The 18,787-nt window shown below is 39.0% G+C and carries 17 protein-coding genes; 2 read left to right on the top strand and 15 right to left on the bottom strand.

Going from position 1 to position 18,787, the window contains the following annotated elements; genetic code table 11:
* Positions 1–51: 51 nt before the first annotated feature.
* From HNQ80_RS01075 to gltB, 6 genes are all read right to left on the bottom strand, one after another.
* Positions 52–1,230 (bottom strand): M20 metallopeptidase family protein, encoded by a 1,179-nt coding sequence (locus HNQ80_RS01075; protein ID WP_184307271.1) that lies wholly within the window; start codon positions 1,228–1,230, stop codon positions 52–54.
* Positions 1,231–1,263: 33 nt separating this feature from the next.
* Positions 1,264–2,532 (bottom strand): TRAP transporter large permease, encoded by a 1,269-nt coding sequence (locus HNQ80_RS01070; protein ID WP_184307269.1) that lies wholly within the window; start codon positions 2,530–2,532, stop codon positions 1,264–1,266.
* A gap of 2 nt (positions 2,533–2,534) precedes the next feature.
* Positions 2,535–3,119 (bottom strand): TRAP transporter small permease, encoded by a 585-nt coding sequence (locus HNQ80_RS01065; RefSeq protein WP_184307268.1) that lies wholly within the window; start codon positions 3,117–3,119, stop codon positions 2,535–2,537.
* A gap of 147 nt (positions 3,120–3,266) precedes the next feature.
* Positions 3,267–4,445 (bottom strand): M24 family metallopeptidase, encoded by a 1,179-nt coding sequence (locus tag HNQ80_RS01060; protein WP_184307266.1) that lies wholly within the window; start codon positions 4,443–4,445, stop codon positions 3,267–3,269.
* Between the two features lie 87 nt (positions 4,446–4,532).
* The gene (locus HNQ80_RS01055; RefSeq protein WP_184307264.1) at positions 4,533–5,201 is read right to left on the bottom strand and encodes a GntR family transcriptional regulator; all 669 of its coding nucleotides are present in this window, start codon (positions 5,199–5,201) and stop codon (positions 4,533–4,535) included.
* 263 nt (positions 5,202–5,464) lie between these two features.
* Positions 5,465–9,955, bottom strand: coding sequence for a glutamate synthase large subunit (gene gltB / locus HNQ80_RS01050; protein ID WP_184307262.1), 4,491 nt, complete (start codon positions 9,953–9,955; stop codon positions 5,465–5,467).
* A gap of 426 nt (positions 9,956–10,381) precedes the next feature.
* Between gltB and HNQ80_RS01045 the strand changes: the two genes are divergently transcribed.
* Positions 10,382–11,656: a glycoside hydrolase family 3 protein gene (locus HNQ80_RS01045; RefSeq protein WP_184307260.1), complete on the top strand. Its 1,275-nt coding sequence runs from the start codon at positions 10,382–10,384 to the stop codon at positions 11,654–11,656.
* A 194-nt stretch (positions 11,657–11,850) separates the two neighbouring features.
* On the opposite strand, the gene HNQ80_RS01040 is transcribed toward HNQ80_RS01045, so the two are convergent.
* Entirely contained in the window at positions 11,851–12,672 is an 822-nt protein-coding gene (locus HNQ80_RS01040; protein ID WP_184307258.1) for a carbon-nitrogen hydrolase family protein, read from the bottom strand.
* Between the two features lie 160 nt (positions 12,673–12,832).
* Here HNQ80_RS01040 and HNQ80_RS01035 point away from each other — a divergent pair, with 160 nt between their 5' ends.
* Positions 12,833–13,096: a hypothetical protein gene (locus HNQ80_RS01035; RefSeq protein WP_184307256.1), complete on the top strand. Its 264-nt coding sequence runs from the start codon at positions 12,833–12,835 to the stop codon at positions 13,094–13,096.
* A gap of 47 nt (positions 13,097–13,143) precedes the next feature.
* Here the strand turns inward: HNQ80_RS01035 and safA are convergent, their stop codons facing one another.
* The 8 genes from safA to HNQ80_RS00995 all read right to left on the bottom strand — a co-directional run bounded on the left by safA (position 13,144) and on the right by HNQ80_RS00995 (position 18,781).
* Positions 13,144–13,770 carry a SafA/ExsA family spore coat assembly protein gene (gene safA, locus HNQ80_RS01030; RefSeq protein WP_184307254.1) on the bottom strand — a complete coding sequence of 209 codons (627 nt, stop codon included), beginning with the start codon at positions 13,768–13,770 and terminating at the stop codon, positions 13,144–13,146.
* Between the two features lie 108 nt (positions 13,771–13,878).
* Positions 13,879–14,715, bottom strand: a complete 837-nt coding sequence (locus tag HNQ80_RS01025; RefSeq protein WP_207726805.1) for a DegV family protein — start codon at positions 14,713–14,715, stop codon at positions 13,879–13,881.
* 107 nt (positions 14,716–14,822) lie between these two features.
* Positions 14,823–15,437: a DNA-3-methyladenine glycosylase gene (locus tag HNQ80_RS01020; protein WP_184307252.1), complete on the bottom strand. Its 615-nt coding sequence runs from the start codon at positions 15,435–15,437 to the stop codon at positions 14,823–14,825.
* Positions 15,438–16,021: 584 nt separating this feature from the next.
* Entirely contained in the window at positions 16,022–16,330 is a 309-nt protein-coding gene (locus tag HNQ80_RS01015; protein ID WP_184307250.1) for a hypothetical protein, read from the bottom strand.
* A 16-nt stretch (positions 16,331–16,346) separates the two neighbouring features.
* Complete coding sequence (locus HNQ80_RS01010) at positions 16,347–16,856, bottom strand: hypothetical protein (protein WP_184307248.1); 510 nt, start codon at positions 16,854–16,856, stop codon at positions 16,347–16,349.
* Between the two features lie 500 nt (positions 16,857–17,356).
* Positions 17,357–17,737, bottom strand: coding sequence for a hypothetical protein (locus HNQ80_RS01005; RefSeq protein ID WP_184307246.1), 381 nt, complete (start codon positions 17,735–17,737; stop codon positions 17,357–17,359).
* 36 nt (positions 17,738–17,773) lie between these two features.
* Complete coding sequence (locus tag HNQ80_RS01000; RefSeq protein WP_184307244.1) at positions 17,774–18,109, bottom strand: hypothetical protein; 336 nt, start codon at positions 18,107–18,109, stop codon at positions 17,774–17,776.
* A 336-nt stretch (positions 18,110–18,445) separates the two neighbouring features.
* Positions 18,446–18,781 (bottom strand): hypothetical protein, encoded by a 336-nt coding sequence (locus HNQ80_RS00995; protein ID WP_184307242.1) that lies wholly within the window; start codon positions 18,779–18,781, stop codon positions 18,446–18,448.
* Positions 18,782–18,787 lie beyond the last annotated feature (6 nt).

The raw sequence follows: 18,787 nt of genomic DNA, 5'->3' as shown, positions 1-18,787 counted from the left end.
ATTTCTTTCGTCGACAAATTAAGTGTAGATTGTCGACAACGACAAACTTTTTTAATCATTCAAGAAGTTCAAAACTGATCTTACATGCATTTCTACGCCATACTTCATCGTATCCTCATCAATATTAAACATCGGATGATGATGGGGATAATGGGTGCTCTTCTCCACATTGCCAGTACCAACAAAATAGAAGGCGCTGGGTACTCTGTGGGTAAACTCCGCAAAATCTTCTCCTGCTAAACACCTATACGCCACCACATTGTCTACTTCATCAAAGGTTTCTTTGGACGCCCTTCTCACATGTTCAACCATCTTTCCATCATTCATCAAGGATGGATTGCTGGGTATGAATTTTAATTCATATTGTACGCCCATGGCATCACAGGTACCCTTTATGACCCTCTCAAACTTCTCTAAAAGAATCTGTTTCTCTGTTTCTTCATTTTTGAATAGGAATCTTATGGTTCCTCCAATCTCTACTCGATCAGCAATAATATTACGACCACTTCCCCCATGAACTTTTCCTACCATGATGGCAATCGGCAATAGGGGGTCGATTTCCCTCGTTTGGATGGATTGCAGATTTTGTATCACATTGGAAGCTGCTAAAATAGGATCTAATGCCGTATGGGGTGCTGATGTATGTCCAGCCTTTCCCACAATGCTGATTTCAAATTCTTCAGTAGCAGCCATAACCGGCCCATTTGCCAATCCTATTTTTCCACTCTCAATAGGTGTCCACAGGTGAATGCCAAAAGCAGCATCCACCTTGGGATTTTCCAAAACACCTTCATGGATCATATCAAGAGCCCCAGCTTCTTCTTCATTGGGCTGGAATATAAATTTCGCATTCCCCTTGATCTCGTCCCTGTGGCCTGCTAGGATCTTAGCAGCTACCAGCAACATGGCCGTATGACCATCATGACCACAGGCATGCATGACACCTTTATGTATAGACTGATAATCTAAACCGGTCTTCTCTTCTTGCGGGAGAGCGTCTATATCTGCCCTTAACATCACAGTTCTTCCTTCCTTTGTGCCTTTCAGCAATCCAACAACACCTGTTTTTGTAACCTTTTTTACTTCTAATCCCAGTCCCTCTAAATAGTCGCAGACAATTTGTGATGTTCTATGTTCTTCATACCCTAATTCGGGATGCATATGAAAATCTCTTCGTAATCTGATTAACTCATCATACAATAATGCAACCTCTTTCTTCACATCAAACATATTCTTTTCACCCTCAGTCGAATTTTTGATTTTCTATGGCACAAGCATTAAGGAAAGTTGTGGGAACGTAATGACCAATACTGAAATAATGATCAGCATAATCATATAGGGGGGTATTCCTTTGACAACCTTCAGATACGGCCGATCAAATATAGCACAGGCTGTAAATATGTTACATCCAAAGGGCGGTGAGATGGACCCGATGGCTGCTTGCAATGTAACAATGATCCCTAGATGGATAGGGTGAATCCCTGCCTTTAAAGCCAAAGGATAGAAGATTGGCGTCAATATAATGATGACAACGATGGAATCAACAAACATACATCCTACGAAATAGAATATGGTAACCATCGTTAAAATCTTTAGTGCAGATGGTGTTGGCCCTAATAGTGTTGCTGTAATAATTTGAGGGATTTTTGCATAGGAGATAGCCCAGGAGAACAACGATCCTGCAGCCACGAGAACAAATACGGCAGATGTTACGACGGCAGTAGATAATGCGATTTGAGGAAAGTCTTTGGGTTTAATGGTTCTAAACACAAATAGTTCTAAAATGGTTGCATAGAGTACGGATACTGCTGCAGCCTCTGTAGGGCTAAAAAATCCGGAATAAATACCAGCAAAAATAATCACTGGGAAACCCAGGGGAGCTGCTGCATCTTTAATGGCGCTTACTCTTTCAGACCAAGTAAGTTTAACCGTTCTCGGAATGTTTTTGCGTTTTGCATGAAAGTAGTTGTATACCGCAAAGAATGCCAATATCAGCAAACCAGGTATAACGCCTGCAATAAATAAATCTCCTACAGAAGCACCTGTTACAACACAGTACATAATCATAGAAATGCTTGGTGGTATCAGCAGGGCAATGATGGCAGAACTAATAATCAATCCGATGGTATCTTCATCTTCGTAGCCAATGGCAAGGAGTCTATTCCGCATAGGTTTACCGATCGCTACTACCGTTGCCTGAGTCGAACCTGAAATCGCACCAAACAAAGTGCAGGTGGCAGCCGTTGTGATGCTCATACCACCATGTATATGTCCAACAAAGGTTTCAACAAAATCCAAGAGTCGTCGTGCTGTTTGTCCAGCACACATGATGTCAGCGGCAAAAATGAACATCGGTACTGCTAAAAGAACGAAAGGTTGCACGCCTGCAATAATCTGCTGGGTCGCGAGCAAAGGATTGATATTCGGAAAATATACAACCAATACGGCAAGGGGTGCAACAATCATGGGTATAAGCATCGGAAAGTTTAACAAAAGCAAAACAACCATGATACTCATTAATAGTAAAACCATCATTACACCCCCTTGCCCGTTTCATTCTCATGAGAATGTTCTATATCATCGGGTTCAGAAAAACTTATTTCTTCATGATCTTGACCAAGTATTTTTTCACTAGATAAATATATTTCTTTCTCCTTTATATTGATTATAAAAGTTCTGGCATACTCAATCCCACCTAATAGGAACCCTATAGGCACAACCGTTATAATCAAATACATGGGTATTCTTAGGGCTGGTGTAACCCTGCCCAGCTGTTGCACCTTTTGTACATATTGAAATCCTAGATAGGTTAAATAGAACATAGAAATCGAAGTTACACTGGAAATCACATATATGAACATTTTTTTGTATTTATCCTTTACGAGGTCAAAGATAGCAGACATACTGATATGTTTCGCTTTCTTGGCTGCATAGCCAATTCCCATGAAGGTAACAATGATTACCAACGACTGCCCCACCTCTTCGGCAAAGGTCCAACTTCTATTGAATAAGGACCTGCTTATGACACTTCCAATCAATACGACAGCCATTAAAATGACTGAATAGCTTAATATAATTTCCTCAAACTTGGATAAGGTTTTATTGAAAAGTTTATTCATTTTCCCCCTCCTTCACTGTAACACTAGAACATAGGGAATATTTTGATGGAAGGCATATGTTCCATTTTTGATGAAAACATTTTCCTGTTCTATAGAACCTATGCCTTCCTTTCAAGGGCCTATAGGTTTCAAAGTATTGCCAGCTTGTTATTTCACCAATAGTTTCCTTGGATAATTTGTAAAGGTCTCACATCCGCTCTCTGTAACTCTAAAGGATTCACTAATATCAACGCCGCAATCCTCAAGCCAAATCCCTGGGATCATGTGGAATGTCATATTGGGCTGTAAAATCGTTTTGTCTCCAGGTCTAAAGCTTGCTGTGTGCTCACCCCAATCTGGAGGGAAGTTAAGCCCCATGGAGTAGCCAATGCGAGAATCTTTAATAAATCCACTCTTTGCAATACTCCTAGCCCATACACGTTCTACCTCTTCACAAGTAATTCCTGGCTTGACGGCTTCCAATGCATTGCTAATACCTTCCACTACGACAGATGCTAAATCCCTGACTTTTTGTGGTGCATCTCCAATAATCATTGTTCTTGCCAACGGACAGTGATATCTTCTGTAGCATCCTGACAATTCAAGAATGACTGTGTCTCCATTTCTATACGGCTCATCCGTCCAACTTAAGTGGGGTGTTGAGGTCCTTATACCACTAGGCATCAATGGCACAATGGCAGAATAATCTCCGCCGAATTCTTTTGTTCCGCTTATTTGTGCATGATATACATTGGCAGCAGCATCACATTGCCTAACACCTGCATCAATTGACCCATAGGCTGCTTCCATTGCTTTTTCAGCAATTCGTGCTGCCCTCCTTATGTAGTCTACTTCTGCATCGGATTTAATAATTCTCACCCAGTTGATTAGATTTGTTCCATCTATAAACTTTGCTTTTGGCAGTCCAAGGGCCAATCTTTCCTGGCATTTTGCAGTATAGTAATAGGTATCCATTTCAGTGGCAATAACCCTATCCTGATATCCTTTTTCTTTGATGATATCCGATACAAAATCCATTGGATGCTTAATAAGAGATTGCACATAGTCATCCGTATAAGGTCGAATGCTTTCTTCCTGCAACCATGTGGTGAGTCTTGCTGCATTGGAATCTTGTCCTCTGCCTACCCAGATCGGTTCATCTCGATCTGCCATAATCACCAAGCATTGATGGACATAGAAAGACCATCCATCAAATCCAGTAATGTAGTTCATGTTTGCAGGATCTGTAGCGATCAGAATATCAATACCTTTTTCTTGCATGGCCTCCTTTGTTTTCCGAAGCCTTTCCTTATACTCTTGGACCTCAAAATATAAGGTTTTATTCATTGTCCCTCTCCCCTTTCAACGTTCCTTTTCTTATATCTCGCATTGTAGACTGTCTATTGTCGACAATCTATACTGCGATAATAATCCTTAAAACTTGCCTTCCTTATAGGATATGATATGTTCTTTTAGTGCCTTCTTACATTTCTCTAAATCCTTGCTTCGTAAATGCTTGATGATTTCATAGTGGTCTGTTGCCGTAACCAGTAAGTTACCTGTCTTATTTGTGTCGTATAGCATCGCCATCCTCAACTGAAAAAATATGCTCTCCAGTATTTCCACCCGCCTGTGGCTTCCTGATTTTTGCCAGATAAATCGATGGAATTCCATATCTTTTCTATTGATATGAATCGCTTTCTTAACAACATCTTCTGTTCCATTTACGATGTTGACCATTTCTCCAATAATATTTTCCAATGTATTAAAATCTTCTTCTGTTAGCTTGTTTTCTTTTATTAAAATCTCTAGAATATTATTTTCTAGCAAAAGCCTAATGTCAAAAACTTCCTTGATATCTTCAATGGCAAATTGAGTAACGTAAGTTCCCTTTCGCGGAACAACGGTGACGATCCCTTCATTTTCAAGTTCCTTTATACCTTCCCTCACTGGTGCCCTGCTAATGCCCAATGCTTGGGCTACTTCAGTTTCTAATATATGGTCCCCTTCCTTATATACACCTGCCAAAATAGCTTCTTTGATATATTCAACTACAATACTGCATAAGTTCTCTCTTTTATATTCAGATGAGCTGATTATCATAATTCACCTCCTTGTGTACAAGATATTCACTGAATGTAGTAATCATGACGAAAATCATTAGTCTATTGTCGACAATCTACATGTCTATGCAAGTAAATATTCAACATTATTTTTCATAATCCTTCTTCTATTTCTAATTTTTAGAATTTTTATTTTTCTCCCTAAAAGCTTCCACAAAAAAGAGTAAAAACTTTTTGAAATAAAAGTTTTTACTCTTTTACATAATGAAAAATATTCATTTGCATCCTTGTTTCATCGCTGATCTAGCCAATTTGCTCCATCTGTTTTTGATAAACAGGTGAAACCGCCTTTACAAATTTTTTCTGGTAATCATTCCAATGCCCCAATATCTTCTTGGCCTTGTCGCTTTGGGTATAGAGATAGTGCTTATGAATTAAGTCTTTTACCAGTTGCACGTCCTTTGGGCTCTCAAGGCGCTCTATACTCACCATGTCCAGATTACATCGATCTCTAAACCCATTTTCTTCATCCAACACATAGGCGACCCCACCACTCATACCTGCACCAAAATTTCTTCCTGTTGTGCCGAGGATCACGACAACGCCTCCTGTCATATACTCACAGCCATGATCTCCAACGCCTTCAACTACTGCAACGGCACCGCTGTTTCGTACACAAAACCGTTGACCTACTCGCCCAGAAATATAAGCTTCACCAGCGGTGGCTCCGTACAGCAGCGTGTTTCCAGCAATGATATTTTTACTAGGCTCAAAGGTAATTCCCTCAGGAGGAATCACGATGATCTTTCCTCCTGATAATCCCTTGCCCAAGTAATCATTGGCATCTCCCTCAAGCATTAGGGTTAAGCCCTTTACCGTAAAAGCACCGAAACTCTGTCCTGCTGACCCTTTTACTCCGATCATTACTGCATCCTCTGCCACTCCCTGCTCCCCATAGTATCGTGCAATTTCCCCACTGAGCATGGTTCCAAAGGAACGATCTGTATTTCTGATCATCAAATGGTGGACGATATTCTTTCCTTCTTCCAATGCCAACAGAGTATCTTTTAAGATTTTATTATCTAATAACCCGTCCTTATTAAACTTCTGAGGAGCTCCGCATTTCCCTGCAATACGAGAAGGTAATTCTGGTTTATATAATAAAGAATATAAGTGGCAATCCTTAAGTTTTCCCAAATTGACCTTCTCAATCTCCAAAGCATCTACTCTGCCAATCATTTCATCCATGGTCTTGAATCCAAGCTGAGCCATGTATTCTCGGACTTCTTCTGCTACAAAGGTGAGATAGTTCATCACATGCTCAGGCTCACCCTTGAAGTTTTCCCGTAATTTAAGATCCTGGGTTGCAATACCTGCTGGACACTTATTGAGGTGGCATTGTCTACAGACCACACATCCAGATGCAATCAATGGCGCCGTAGCAAATCCATACTCCTCTGCTCCCAACAGGGCGGCAATCACCACGTCTCTTCCTGTTAGCATCTTTCCATCCACCTGAAGGGTCACTTTACCTCTTAAATTGTTTAACAAAAGTGTCTGCTGGGCTTCTGCCAACCCTAACTCCCATGGCAATCCAACATATTTCATAGAACTAATGGGCGCTGCGCCAGATCCTCCATCATGACCACCAATCAGTACAAAGTCTGCATGGGATTTTACAACGCCTGCTGCTACGGTTCCAACGCCCATTTGAGACACTAGTTTTACGCCCACCCGTCCTTCTGGGTTTGCATTTTTTAAGTCAAAAATCAACTGGGACAAATCCTCAATGGAATAGATGTCATGATGTGGAGGTGGTGAGATCAAATCAATCTCAGGTGTTGAATGTCGAACTCTGGCAATTTCAGGCGTTACCTTATCGCCTGGCAGATGACCCCCTTCCCCGGGTTTCGCGCCCTGAGCTACTTTGATTTCTAGCTCGTTACAATTCACCAGATAGTTGATATTTACCCCAAACCTTCCTGAAGCCACCTGTTTTACAGCACTCTTGAGGTCTTGGCCTTTTCCATTCAAGGCATATCTCCGTGGATCTTCACCGCCTTCTCCACTATTGCTTGCGCCACCCAGCCTGTTCATGGCAACGGCCAAGGTTTCATGACACTCCATGCTCAATGAGCCAAAGGACATTCCTGAAATTCGAAAGCGTTTTAATATATTTTCTACTGGTTCTACCGATTCCAGTGGAATGCTGTTTATCTTTTTAAAGTTCAATAGACTGCGAATGGTAGCTCTCTTTTCATTTTGTGCATTCACCTCATGGGCATATACCCTATATTTCTGCAGATCTCCTTCTATACTTGCTTTTCTCAAGGCACGAATAGCATCGGGATGCAGGATATGATATTCTCCATCCTTCCTATAAGATAATTCTCCTCCTGCATCCAGCTTTCCAAATTCACGATAAGCGCGTTGATGTCTAGCCAGCACTTCCTTGGCGATTTCATCTAATCCAATACCTGAAAGTACTGCCGGCGTATCTGTAAAATATTCCTCGATCACCTCTTGATGGATTCCTATGGCTTCAAAGATCTGGGCTCCACAATAGCTCTGTAATGTGGAAATTCCCATTCTTGAAATAATCTTCAGTAATCCTTCAGAAATCCCATCTCTATAATGGATAAACGCTTCTTCCAAGCTTGTAAGTTTTTTATTTTCCTTCTTTTCCACCATATGGCCGATAGACTCAAAAGCCATGTAGGGATGAATTGCCTTGGCACCAAATCCAACCAGCAATGCCATGTGCATTACATCCCTTGCATCCCCCGCCTCAACGATTAAATCTACGGCTGTTCTGAGCTTCTTTCTCACCAAATGGTGATGAACAGCTCCTAATGCCAATAAGCTGGGAATCGGCGCATTGTACATATCTACATTGCGATCACTTAAAACGAGAATGTTGTAGCCTAGCCGTACGCTCTCTTCTGCCCGCTTACATAAATAATCCAAGGCGTGTCTTAATCCATTGCCTTCATGGTCTGCCTGAAAAATACAAGGAATGGTAGCAGAGCGGAAGTCCTCTGTATACAGACTGCAAATACCTTCCAATTCATGACTCAGAATGACAGGGTGTTCTAGTAAAATGTATTTATTATCTTTTTCAGTTTCGATTTCATCCAACAGTTTTCCATGGGTGCCTATGAACTGGATCAGAGACATAATCAAGGCCTCTCGAATTGGATCAATGGGTGGATTGGTTACCTGAGCAAATTTCTGCTTAAAATAATTAAATAATAGCTGAGGACGCTCAGATAGTATGGCAAGTGGCGTATCTATTCCCATGGATCCAATAGGTTCTTTTCCATTTTCAGTCATATAACAAAGAACTTTTTCTAATTCTTCCTTTGTAAACCCGAAAACCAACTGATTCCTATGCAAGGTTTCAAAGCTCATTTTCTTTCCATCAAAAGGCTTCTCAATGTCTTTTAATGTCATTCGATTTTTCTCTACCCAATTGCCGAAGGGCTTTCGTTGATAAGCCGCTGCTTTTATTTCTTCATCTGAAATAATTCGACCTTCTTCTGTATTCACCAATAAAATCTTTCCTGGCTGAAGACATCCCTTTTCTAAAATTTTCTCGGGTGCTATGTCTAAAACGCCGATTTCTGATGCCATAATCACCAAGTCGTCCTTGGTTGTGATATATCGAGCGGGCCTCAATCCGTTTCGATCTACAGTTACACCCACTTTTATCCCATCAGTGAACGCAATGGTGGCAGGTCCATCCCATGGCTCCATCACCCTGGCATGATACTCATAAAAACCTCTTTTTTCCCTGTCCATTTTATAGTCGTTTTGCCAAGCCTCTGGGATCAACATCATCATGATGTATTCCAGTGAGTGGGCATTGGCTGCAAACAGCTCCACCGCGTTATCAAAGGACGCCGAATCACTTCCTCCTGGCTCCATGATAGGTAATATTTTAGAAAACTCTTTGCCAAATCGCTTTGAACGCATCACGCCCTCCCTGGCCTGCATCCAATTGATATTCCCACGAATCGTATTGATCTCCCCGTTATGGGCAATATAACGGAAGGGCTGTGCCAGCTTCCATGAAGGAAAAGTATTGGTGCTATATCTTTCATGGATCATCACAATAGCCGTCTTCATCATGGAATTTGTCAGATCTGCATAGAATTCCTGAAGCCTGCAGCCAGCAATCAAACCTTTGTAAATGATGGTTCGACTAGAAAGGGAGCAGATATAAAAACTCTCTGTATAGGGTTTTTGTGTATCACGGATCGCTTTCTGGGCCCGCTTTCTAACCATTAGAAGCTTTCTTTCAAATACTTCTTTGGTTTGTTTATTCCTATCGATAAAGATTTGTACCACCACGGGTCTGGTGGCTCTAGCTGCTTCACCACAGGCCTCCTCTTCGATGGGTACAGTTCTCCAACCCAGTAGTTTCTGTCCTTCCTCCTTCAGAATCCTTTCTACAACCCCCTCACAGAATATACGACTGTGGGGCTCTCTAGGCAGAAAGATCATTCCTACCCCATAATCCTCATATTCTGGCAGCTCAATATCCAGCTTTTTGGCTTCTATCTTCAAAAAATCATGGGGAATCTGCATTAAGACACCTGAGCCATCTCCAGTAGTAGCATCTGCGTCCACAGCCCCACGGTGTTGTAAATTTTTTAGTATTTGTAATCCCTGTTGGAGAATTTCATGGCTCTTCTTCCCTTTGATATGCGCGATAAACCCTACCCCACAGCTGTCCTTTTCCATACTAGGGTTATACAACCCCTGCTTCTCTGGTAATCCATTTCCACTCATTTTATTTCCCACCCTTTCAGATTGCAGTATATGGAAAGCCAAAACTGCTGGATCATAGATTTTGTTAAATTTTTATAATTTTCAGAAAAATTTTATAGAAGTTATTTTATCATATTTATTCATTCCATTCAATAATATTCGAATAATTTTTCATCCAGCTTTTCTTTTCAATCCAAGTTCTTTCAACGAATTTTATGAAAACGTTATCCTGGCACAACGATAAATTATACTATGTTTATGCATTTTTATTCATTATTTGTATAATCATATCCTTCTAAACGATCTAATAAGCGCCTGCATGCTTATATTTCAGATTGACATGTCTGCCACAAGCTGTATGGATTACGCAAAGAAAATAGTGCTTACCTTGTATTCCTTCACTACTTTGCATATAATATCAATTAGTACATATAAGGATGTGAAACCATGGGTCATAGAAATCTTTCGTTGAGTCTATTCCTAACTTTAATCCTGACTTTTTCAATCTTATCTGGGTGTTCTGGACTATGGGAGAAATCAGAGACTCTACCCGAAGCACCTATAGAAGAGAACGAAAATCCACCTGAGGAAACAGATCCTGCCCAAACCCTATTGGATCAGATGAGCCTTGAAGAAAAAATTGGTCAGATGTTAATTGTTGGCTTTCAAGAAGCTTCTCCTACGCCACAGACGCAACAACTGATTCAGGAGAATAAGGTCGGTGGCTTCATTTTGTTTAAAAGAAATTATAAAGATTTTGATACAGCCGTCAGCCTGACAAATCAACTCAAATCCTGGAACAGCCAAAATCCTTTGCCTCTTTTCATTTCCGTAGATGAAGAGGGCGGTACCGTATCACGGCTGCCCGATGGAGGCACCAAATTTCCTGATGCTAGGCTCCTAGGACAGATAGATGACCCCAATTTAACCTATCAAATGGGACAAGTCATAGGCAGTGAGTTAAAAGCGATGGGTGTCAATCTCAACTATGCTCCTGTCTTAGATATCGTTCTATCGAAGGAGAATAAGCTGTTGATTCGCAGAGCCTTTGGCAGCACCCCAGACATTGTTACAAGACATGGATTACACTTTATCCAAGGTCAACAGGAAGCAGGCGTTATTGCAGCGCCCAAGCATTTTCCAGGCCATGGTGATACTGTGGTAGATTCCCACGGGAAGCTTCCCAAAATCATGATTGAGAAGGACCTGCTGCATCGTCGCGAACTCATTCCTTTTCAAGCAGCCATTGAGGAGGGTGTGGATGCACTCATGGTGGGTCACTTGGCCTTTCCTCTCATAGACCCATCAGAATTGCCCGCCACTAAATCTGCACTGATGATGAAAGACCTATTGAGAACGGAATTGGGCTATGGAGGCTTAATCATCACCGATGATGTAGAAATGTCAGCCTATGTAGGGAAGGAAAAAGATTTAAAAGAATCCATCTTGTTGTCCATAGATGGCGGCGCAGATCTTTTCATAGCAGGACATACCTATGATACTCAGATAAAAATTTTGGACATTATCAAAACAGCCGTCCAAGATGGCCGTATTCCTGAAGAACGAATCAATGAATCTGTTCTAAGGATCATTCGAACAAAAAGCAAATACCAACTGACCAATGAGGCTATCGATGTGGAACAAGCAAAACAAAATTTTGGCACAGGAGAAAATAAACAAGTACTTGAAGAAATCACAAGCCGATCAAAAAACAGAAAATAGCCAGAACCTGGCTATTTTCTGTTTTTGCTCAAAATCTTAATGGCCTACCGTCGTAAAAAACTCAAACTATTCGGATGGACTATAGGGGCGTGCATTGCACGTCCATTTTCGTTGTCAATTATTCTTTTAGGCACCCAATGGGCGCCCCTAAAGCTGGGAAACAATCACGTCCGTCTCCAACTCTCAACCTCATCCTATTTTTTTACTACATCATATAATGTCGTCCTTCGATGTTGCAAAAGCGGCAGCTCTCTCCGCACTTTCTTTACCAATTCTAAATCGATCTCACCATAAAGAATAGTTTCTTGCGCATTGGCTTGAGCGATCACATCTCCCCAAGGGCTTACGATACTGGAATGGCCATAGGCATGGTAGGATGCTTCCATATTTCTTGCAGGGGATGCAGCCACAAAGTATACTTGATTGTCTAATGCTCTAGCCTTTATCGTAATATCCCAATGGGCCGGCCCTGTGGTCATATTAAAAGCCGCAGGTACGATGATAACTTCCGCGCCCTCCAAGGCCATCAGTCTCATCAACTCTGGGAAACGCATGTCGTAGCAAATGGCAACACCCATTTTACCAAAATCCGTATCCACCACGGTAATATCCTCACCATAGCCTAGTGTATCAGACTCTTTGAATCGTATCTTACCTTCCACATCGATATCAAAAAGGTGCATCTTTCGATGTCTGCCAATCAATTTCCCTTTTGGGCCAAATATGAAAGATGTATTATAAATGATATCCCCTTCCTGCTCTGGTATAGAACCGGCTACTAGATAAATTTCCATCTCTGATGTCAAAAGGGATAGGCGTTCTGTCGTTTTTCCCGGATAGGTTTCAGCATATAAAGGAAAGTATTTGTTCTCGTAGGGACAGTTAAACATTTCTGGTAAAACAACCACTTTCGCACCCTTTTCTGCTGCTTCTCGAATCATCGATTCCGCCTTTTCTACATTTTTCTCCTTATCTTCCGTCACCATCATTTGACAAATGGCAATCTTAAATCCCATTCTATCTCCTCCCCTATATAACATTCCTTATGTTCTTATTATATCGTTCTTTTCTTTAATAATAAATATTCTGTATATAGCTAGTTCCAGAGTATCTATGGACAAATGGTGGTATAATGATAATATATTCTTTTTTAAATCAATGAAGGGAGTGCTGCAAATGAGCTTAAGTGCATTACATACACTGCTCCAGGAGAAATTTTCTCAACTACACGGTGAGTTTATTTTAGAAGAAGATCATATTCAATGGATTTACGAAACAGCAACAGCGGAAGAGGGACAGGATGAAAGATGGGATGCATACTGTGAGGTGCGAAAAGCCATAGAAACTTTGATCGTAGAGTCAGGCTATCGCATCACAGAGGTAGGCGATTATGATCAGATAATATATTTCACCATTTATGAAGCACTGCCTATGGAGTAATTTATATGTATGAAAGAAGCTATAGCACAGCTATAGCTTCTTCCTATTTATGATCTTGGTTTTATAAACATTTGTGTCCAGTAGGTACTGCCTTTGCTGTTGACAGCATAGCCCACACCAATCTCAGTGAAGTTCGGACTTAGTATATTCTTACGGTGGCCTTCAGAGTTCATCCAGCCTTTCACAACTTCCGCTGGTGTTCTCTGTCCCATGGCAATGTTCTCACCGGCATAAGAATAACTGATACCAAATTGTTTCATCATATCAAATGGTGACCCATATGTTGGTGACGTATGGGAGAAATATCCCTTGTCCCTCATATCCATCGATTTATATCTTGCAACTCTAGATAACTCCCAATTTTCCTTTAATGGCTGTAAACCATTCTTTGCTCTCTCCACATTAACCAATCGTACTACTTCCTTTTCGAAAGTTTCCTCAGGGCTGTCAGCAGGTATATTTACTTTCATCCCTGGATAAATCAAGTTGGTATTTGAGATTTGTGGATTTGCTTGAATGAGCTCCTTCACACCTACTTCATACTTCACTGCGATCTTCCATAATGTATCTCCTGATACCACAGTATGGGTACTGACTGCAGCTTCAGCGTTGATTGTATTTGCTGAAACAAATAGGAGACAAGCTAATGTCGAACCAATTAACAGTTTTTTCATGTCTTATTCCCCCTTTTGTACAAGTATAAACTATATACCTACCGGGGGTAACCCTCAAAATATGGAATGCAATGAATTGTTAACCAATTCGTTGCATTTTATTAACAATTAGAAACAGACATAGATAGCACCTCGAGCCGCATAGGTACCGATCACGGGACCCATGGAATGTAGGAGTATCTCCTTTGGATTGACCTCTGCCTTTAACATTTCTATGAATTCGTTTGCCCGCTCTAAACAATCCGCATGGGTAATCCCAATCACCCTATCAGAGAAATCAATATTCTTATTTTTAATTGCATCAATGATATATCTTAAGGCCTTCTTTTCGCCTCTTATTTTTTCTCTTACCTTAACCGATCCCTCTTCCTTATCTACGTAAACAATCGCCTTTACATTCAACATGCTGGCAGCGATATAGGAGAATTTGCTTACCCTTCCGCCTTTTACCGCATTTTCCAAGGTCTCTAAATACACAAGCGTATCCATACTCTCTCGATATTCCGTTAATCTCTTTATGATCTCTGATTTAGATAATCCCTCTTTCACCAACTCGCAGGCTTTTAATACCTGCATCCCTACCCCTAATGACCCATTTTTTGTATCAAAAGCTGTTAAAGCCTCGCCAATAGTTTCTTTCAGCATATTCACCGTTTGATAGGTTCCACTAAGGGCTGAGGATAGGTTGATGGAAAGAACATGGGTATATTCCTTCAGACTTTCTTGAATCATATGTAACACATCTCCAGGTGCTGGCTGGGATGTCTTCGGCAAAGTCTCGGCAGTACTACACTTCTCATAAAATTCTTTATGGGTAATATCTTTGCCGTCGGTATAATCTTTTCCGTCTATAAAAACATGTAGGGGTGCAACACCGATATCATACTGCTCAACCAAATGTTTTGGCAAATCACAGGAACTATCCGTTATAATTTTTATACGCATTTTGATCCTCCTAAAGATATATAGTTTAACTTTAAACGACAAGAATCGATATTGCAATTATTTTTTTAAATTATCTCAAAATATAAATTCTTCCTATCCTTTATCTTCTATCCTTTGGAAACATAAGGATTCCCTTTGATGAAAAATCGCCATTCAAAGTCCCTGGCCTCCTCTGCATAGTCAATATTGATTCTTTTAGACACACCTATATCAAATTCCTCTTTCAAATTTATATTCTCGATAAAAATTCTATCTCCCGTCAAAGGCTCACCATAATTGTTCTTTGTGATTCCCATGGCCCTGCATAGCTTTCCTGGTCCATTGGTCAGATTAATGATTTGACTTCGTTTTAATGTTTCAAGGGGCTTTCCATAACGATTGATACTCATTTGCTCGATTCCCTGTACAGGTTCCAACCCCCTTAGAAGCACCGCTGCACCTTCCCCTTCCCTGCCCGTCACCACATTCATGCAGTAGTACATTCCATAAATCAAGTAAACATACACATATCCTCCAGACCAAAACATAACCTCCGTCCGTTCTGTTCTCCGATTATTATAGGAATGGGCAGCCTTATCTATGGCTCCAATATATGCTTCTACCTCCACAATTTTTCCTTTTAATTCCACACCCTCATTCCGATGGACCAACACCTTCCCCAATAACCCCTTTGCTACTTCTAATGTATCTCCTTCGTAAAAGCTTTTCGGAAGCTTGCCCATGTTTGTCATCCTTTCTTATGTGAAAACACTACTTTTTACTGATATTTTATTATTTATTTTATCAAAAATCATTAAATGTAATCAGCCTCTTTTCCATCATCATTCTTTCGAATATATACTGCTAAAAGTTAGAATGTTTATTTATATTTATATTTCTAATACGCTAGTATATGCTTGTTCTAACTCCTCCTAGGCTGACTCTCACATTGAATATCCATAGAAAACACCTTATTAATCAGAAAAGCCACATTGCTAATGTAAACATTCCTTCATTAAATATGACTAATTCTTATTATTTTCTTGCAATAACTCAACTTTGCGAAATAACATAGTCACTGATTGGATCGTTAACTTAGTAGGCGTATCGATTTGAGCTTAGTAGCCCTGACAATTTATCTTTGTAAACATCTTACATGATAAACCTCGCTATCTTAGAGTCGTGAAGTGCATATGTCTACTTTAATATTTTTCAAAGAAATTCGACATAGAAAAAGGGCCAACGATTATGCCCTTTTTCTGTAAACCATTATTCTAAATTTTGTTCTTCACATCAATTCGCTGATCTCCTAGTCCTCGGACTCCATCTACACGCATTTTTTTATAAACTCTACTAAAAATACACTGGCTGCATTACTAAATAAGTTGGATGTAAAATCAATTGCATGAGTTTTAATAAAATTTATCAGATTATTCCTATCTTTCTTTATCGTGTATTTATAAGCATCTTTAACGGAATTCAATTCATTTGAATCCTTAGGCAGCTTATGTATCATTTCAAAAAGCTCATTTTCTAATAAGTCCCAGTTAACAGGATCTTTGTGAATATGTGCCTGAACTATATTTCCATTCCCAACAGTAACAACAGAATTAATAATATTCGTGTTTTGTCCCATAATGGTTTCCCCTCAATCATAATTTTTCTACTACTACACGATTTTGATCTCCCATTGTCACAACAGAATTTTGAAAATCAATGATGACATTCGAATTCCTATTATTAGCACAACTTTGCAATACTTCCATTACCTCATCTAAAAATTCCCTATTTTTAAAATTAAACCTAAATACACTACCAGAGTTCAACCCAATAGTCAGATTATCTCCTCTGTTAGCATTTCTAGTATGAACCTTATACAGAATATATCCTCCATATCCCGCAAGTAACATTCCCAACATTACACCAAAACTGCTATCCACCGTAAACAGCATAAGTCCAAATACAATTAATACAAAAGCTAAAATAGGATATGGTTGTTTTGCTACGGGTGCTATTGAAACTTGGGAAATGTTGCTAATCTGTATGAAGTAATCTTTAAAAGATAAAACATTCCCCTTAATTTGCAAGCTAGGTGTATTAATAGCCTTCTCTTCATTTTGTAATAGTTTTTCAAAATTGTTTAGTAGTTGTTCAAAGTTCATATGTACCTCCTTATATACGGGTAATCGCTATAACATTTTATTTATAAAAAATTATATATATATTATTCAACATGCAAGATACTACACCTTCAACAATCATGCGACAAATAACCTCAATTATCGACAGCATTTTCATAGAAGTTAATGTAAATAGCAATTTATAGTTACTTATTGTCCTTTACTATTTAAATATCCTAAAGAAATAGTACTTCCGTGTCATATGGAAATTTTATACCACACCTAATCACGACATGCTAATACTATCCTGAATTTCATAGAGGCGGGGGCTGGAAGGGAGTCCTCATATCCAATCAAAAGAAAAAAGCCTTATATAGAGAGTATATTACCCTATACATAAGGCTCTGTATTAGATGCTAATTGTAACAATATCATTCTAGAGATATAGAATATCAAAAACTCCTGATGTTGTTTCTCCTACATACCTCTGATATGGAGGGTGGTGCGTTTTTAAATAAACTCAACTTATTCGTCTGCCTAAATCATTGTTTGGGTTTAAGTGAATCAATACCAATTTTAATAGATAGTTTATCTAAGTCTCCTAATGAGTCCCATTTAAGTCCTTTTTCGATTATTCCTTTTAATCTATCATGCTTAGTCCTTAATACTAGAAAATCATTAATTTTATTATCTGGCACTATCTCTTCAATTTTCTCCAATAGCTTATTTAGTTCCTCAATGTTAGATGTAAGATTATTATCTTTTATTGATTTATACACGTTTTCAGAGTCTATTTGGCTTATTGTTCCGTCATATAACGTTTCGTATTCTTTTACTTGTTTATCATAATCTGACGTACACGACGTTAGGATAAAGACAATCATAAACATACTAACAATTAAACTTAGACTTTTTCTATTCATATCACCAGTACCTTCCTTTGAATACGTGTACTTTATTTATTCAGGTATCCCAATAAATGGTGTTATATCAAAGCCACTAGTTTCGTAGATTACTTCTTTTAACAAATAGGCTATTATTATTAATATGACTCCTGCTATTATATACTTCATTGACCTTGATGCAGTAACAAAAACTGGGAGCTTCAAGGATGCATAATATAGAGAAGTTCCTATCCATAAAGCAAAAACAAAACTCATTATTTTTATCGGAAATAAATATCTAATGTCAGGCACTCCACTGTATATAAGCGGAAATATATATCCTACAATATATCCTATTAAGTAATACTTCCATCTTTCTTTAACAACATTGATTAATTTCTCCTTTTGCACCATATCACTCCTATTTTTCTAAAAACCTTGGTAATCTTGATCTAAAGAATCGCTTTATCACAATGCTCACCAGCGTATCTTATAGAGTTTTCAATGATTTTCTGCTTCTCTAGGATGTTACCCCATTCGTCATAGGAGTACCTATTTACTATATTACCATTTTCACCCACCAATTGCACTACATCGCCATGACCGTAAAAAAGCCTTAAATATAGAGAGTATATCCCATATACATAAGGCTTTATTTTAGATTCTCATTATAACAATATCATTCTGATATGCAGAATATTAAAATCTCCTGAATAAGGTTTTTATTACAAGTCAAAACTCTTCACATTAACTTGTAACATATGCTTTATAATATGCATCTAAGAATTTATCTGGTAATCGTAATCTACAGTAATCATCAACTATTTTTAAACTTTCTCTTATTGACTTCTCATCACTATTAAGAGAACATCTTTTTCCTAGAAATTCTGTTATAGTCGCTTCTTGAATTCCAAATACAATCCCAGCTCCAAATCTCCCATATCGGTCATCTAGATTGCATTTAAGTAAGAAAGAATTATATAACATACAGGCTACTTCCTTCTTATCTGTATCTAAATACAACATATTTGCCTTGTATCCAAAATAAGTTTCAACCAAATCATATAGTTTATTAACGTCCATTATTAC

It is taken from the genome of Anaerosolibacter carboniphilus, from assembly GCF_014205875.1.
Lineage (GTDB): Bacteria > Bacillota > Clostridia > Peptostreptococcales > Thermotaleaceae > Anaerosolibacter > Anaerosolibacter carboniphilus.
Note: the sequence above shows the minus strand (reverse complement) of the source record. Positions and strands in the feature narration are given on the sequence as shown.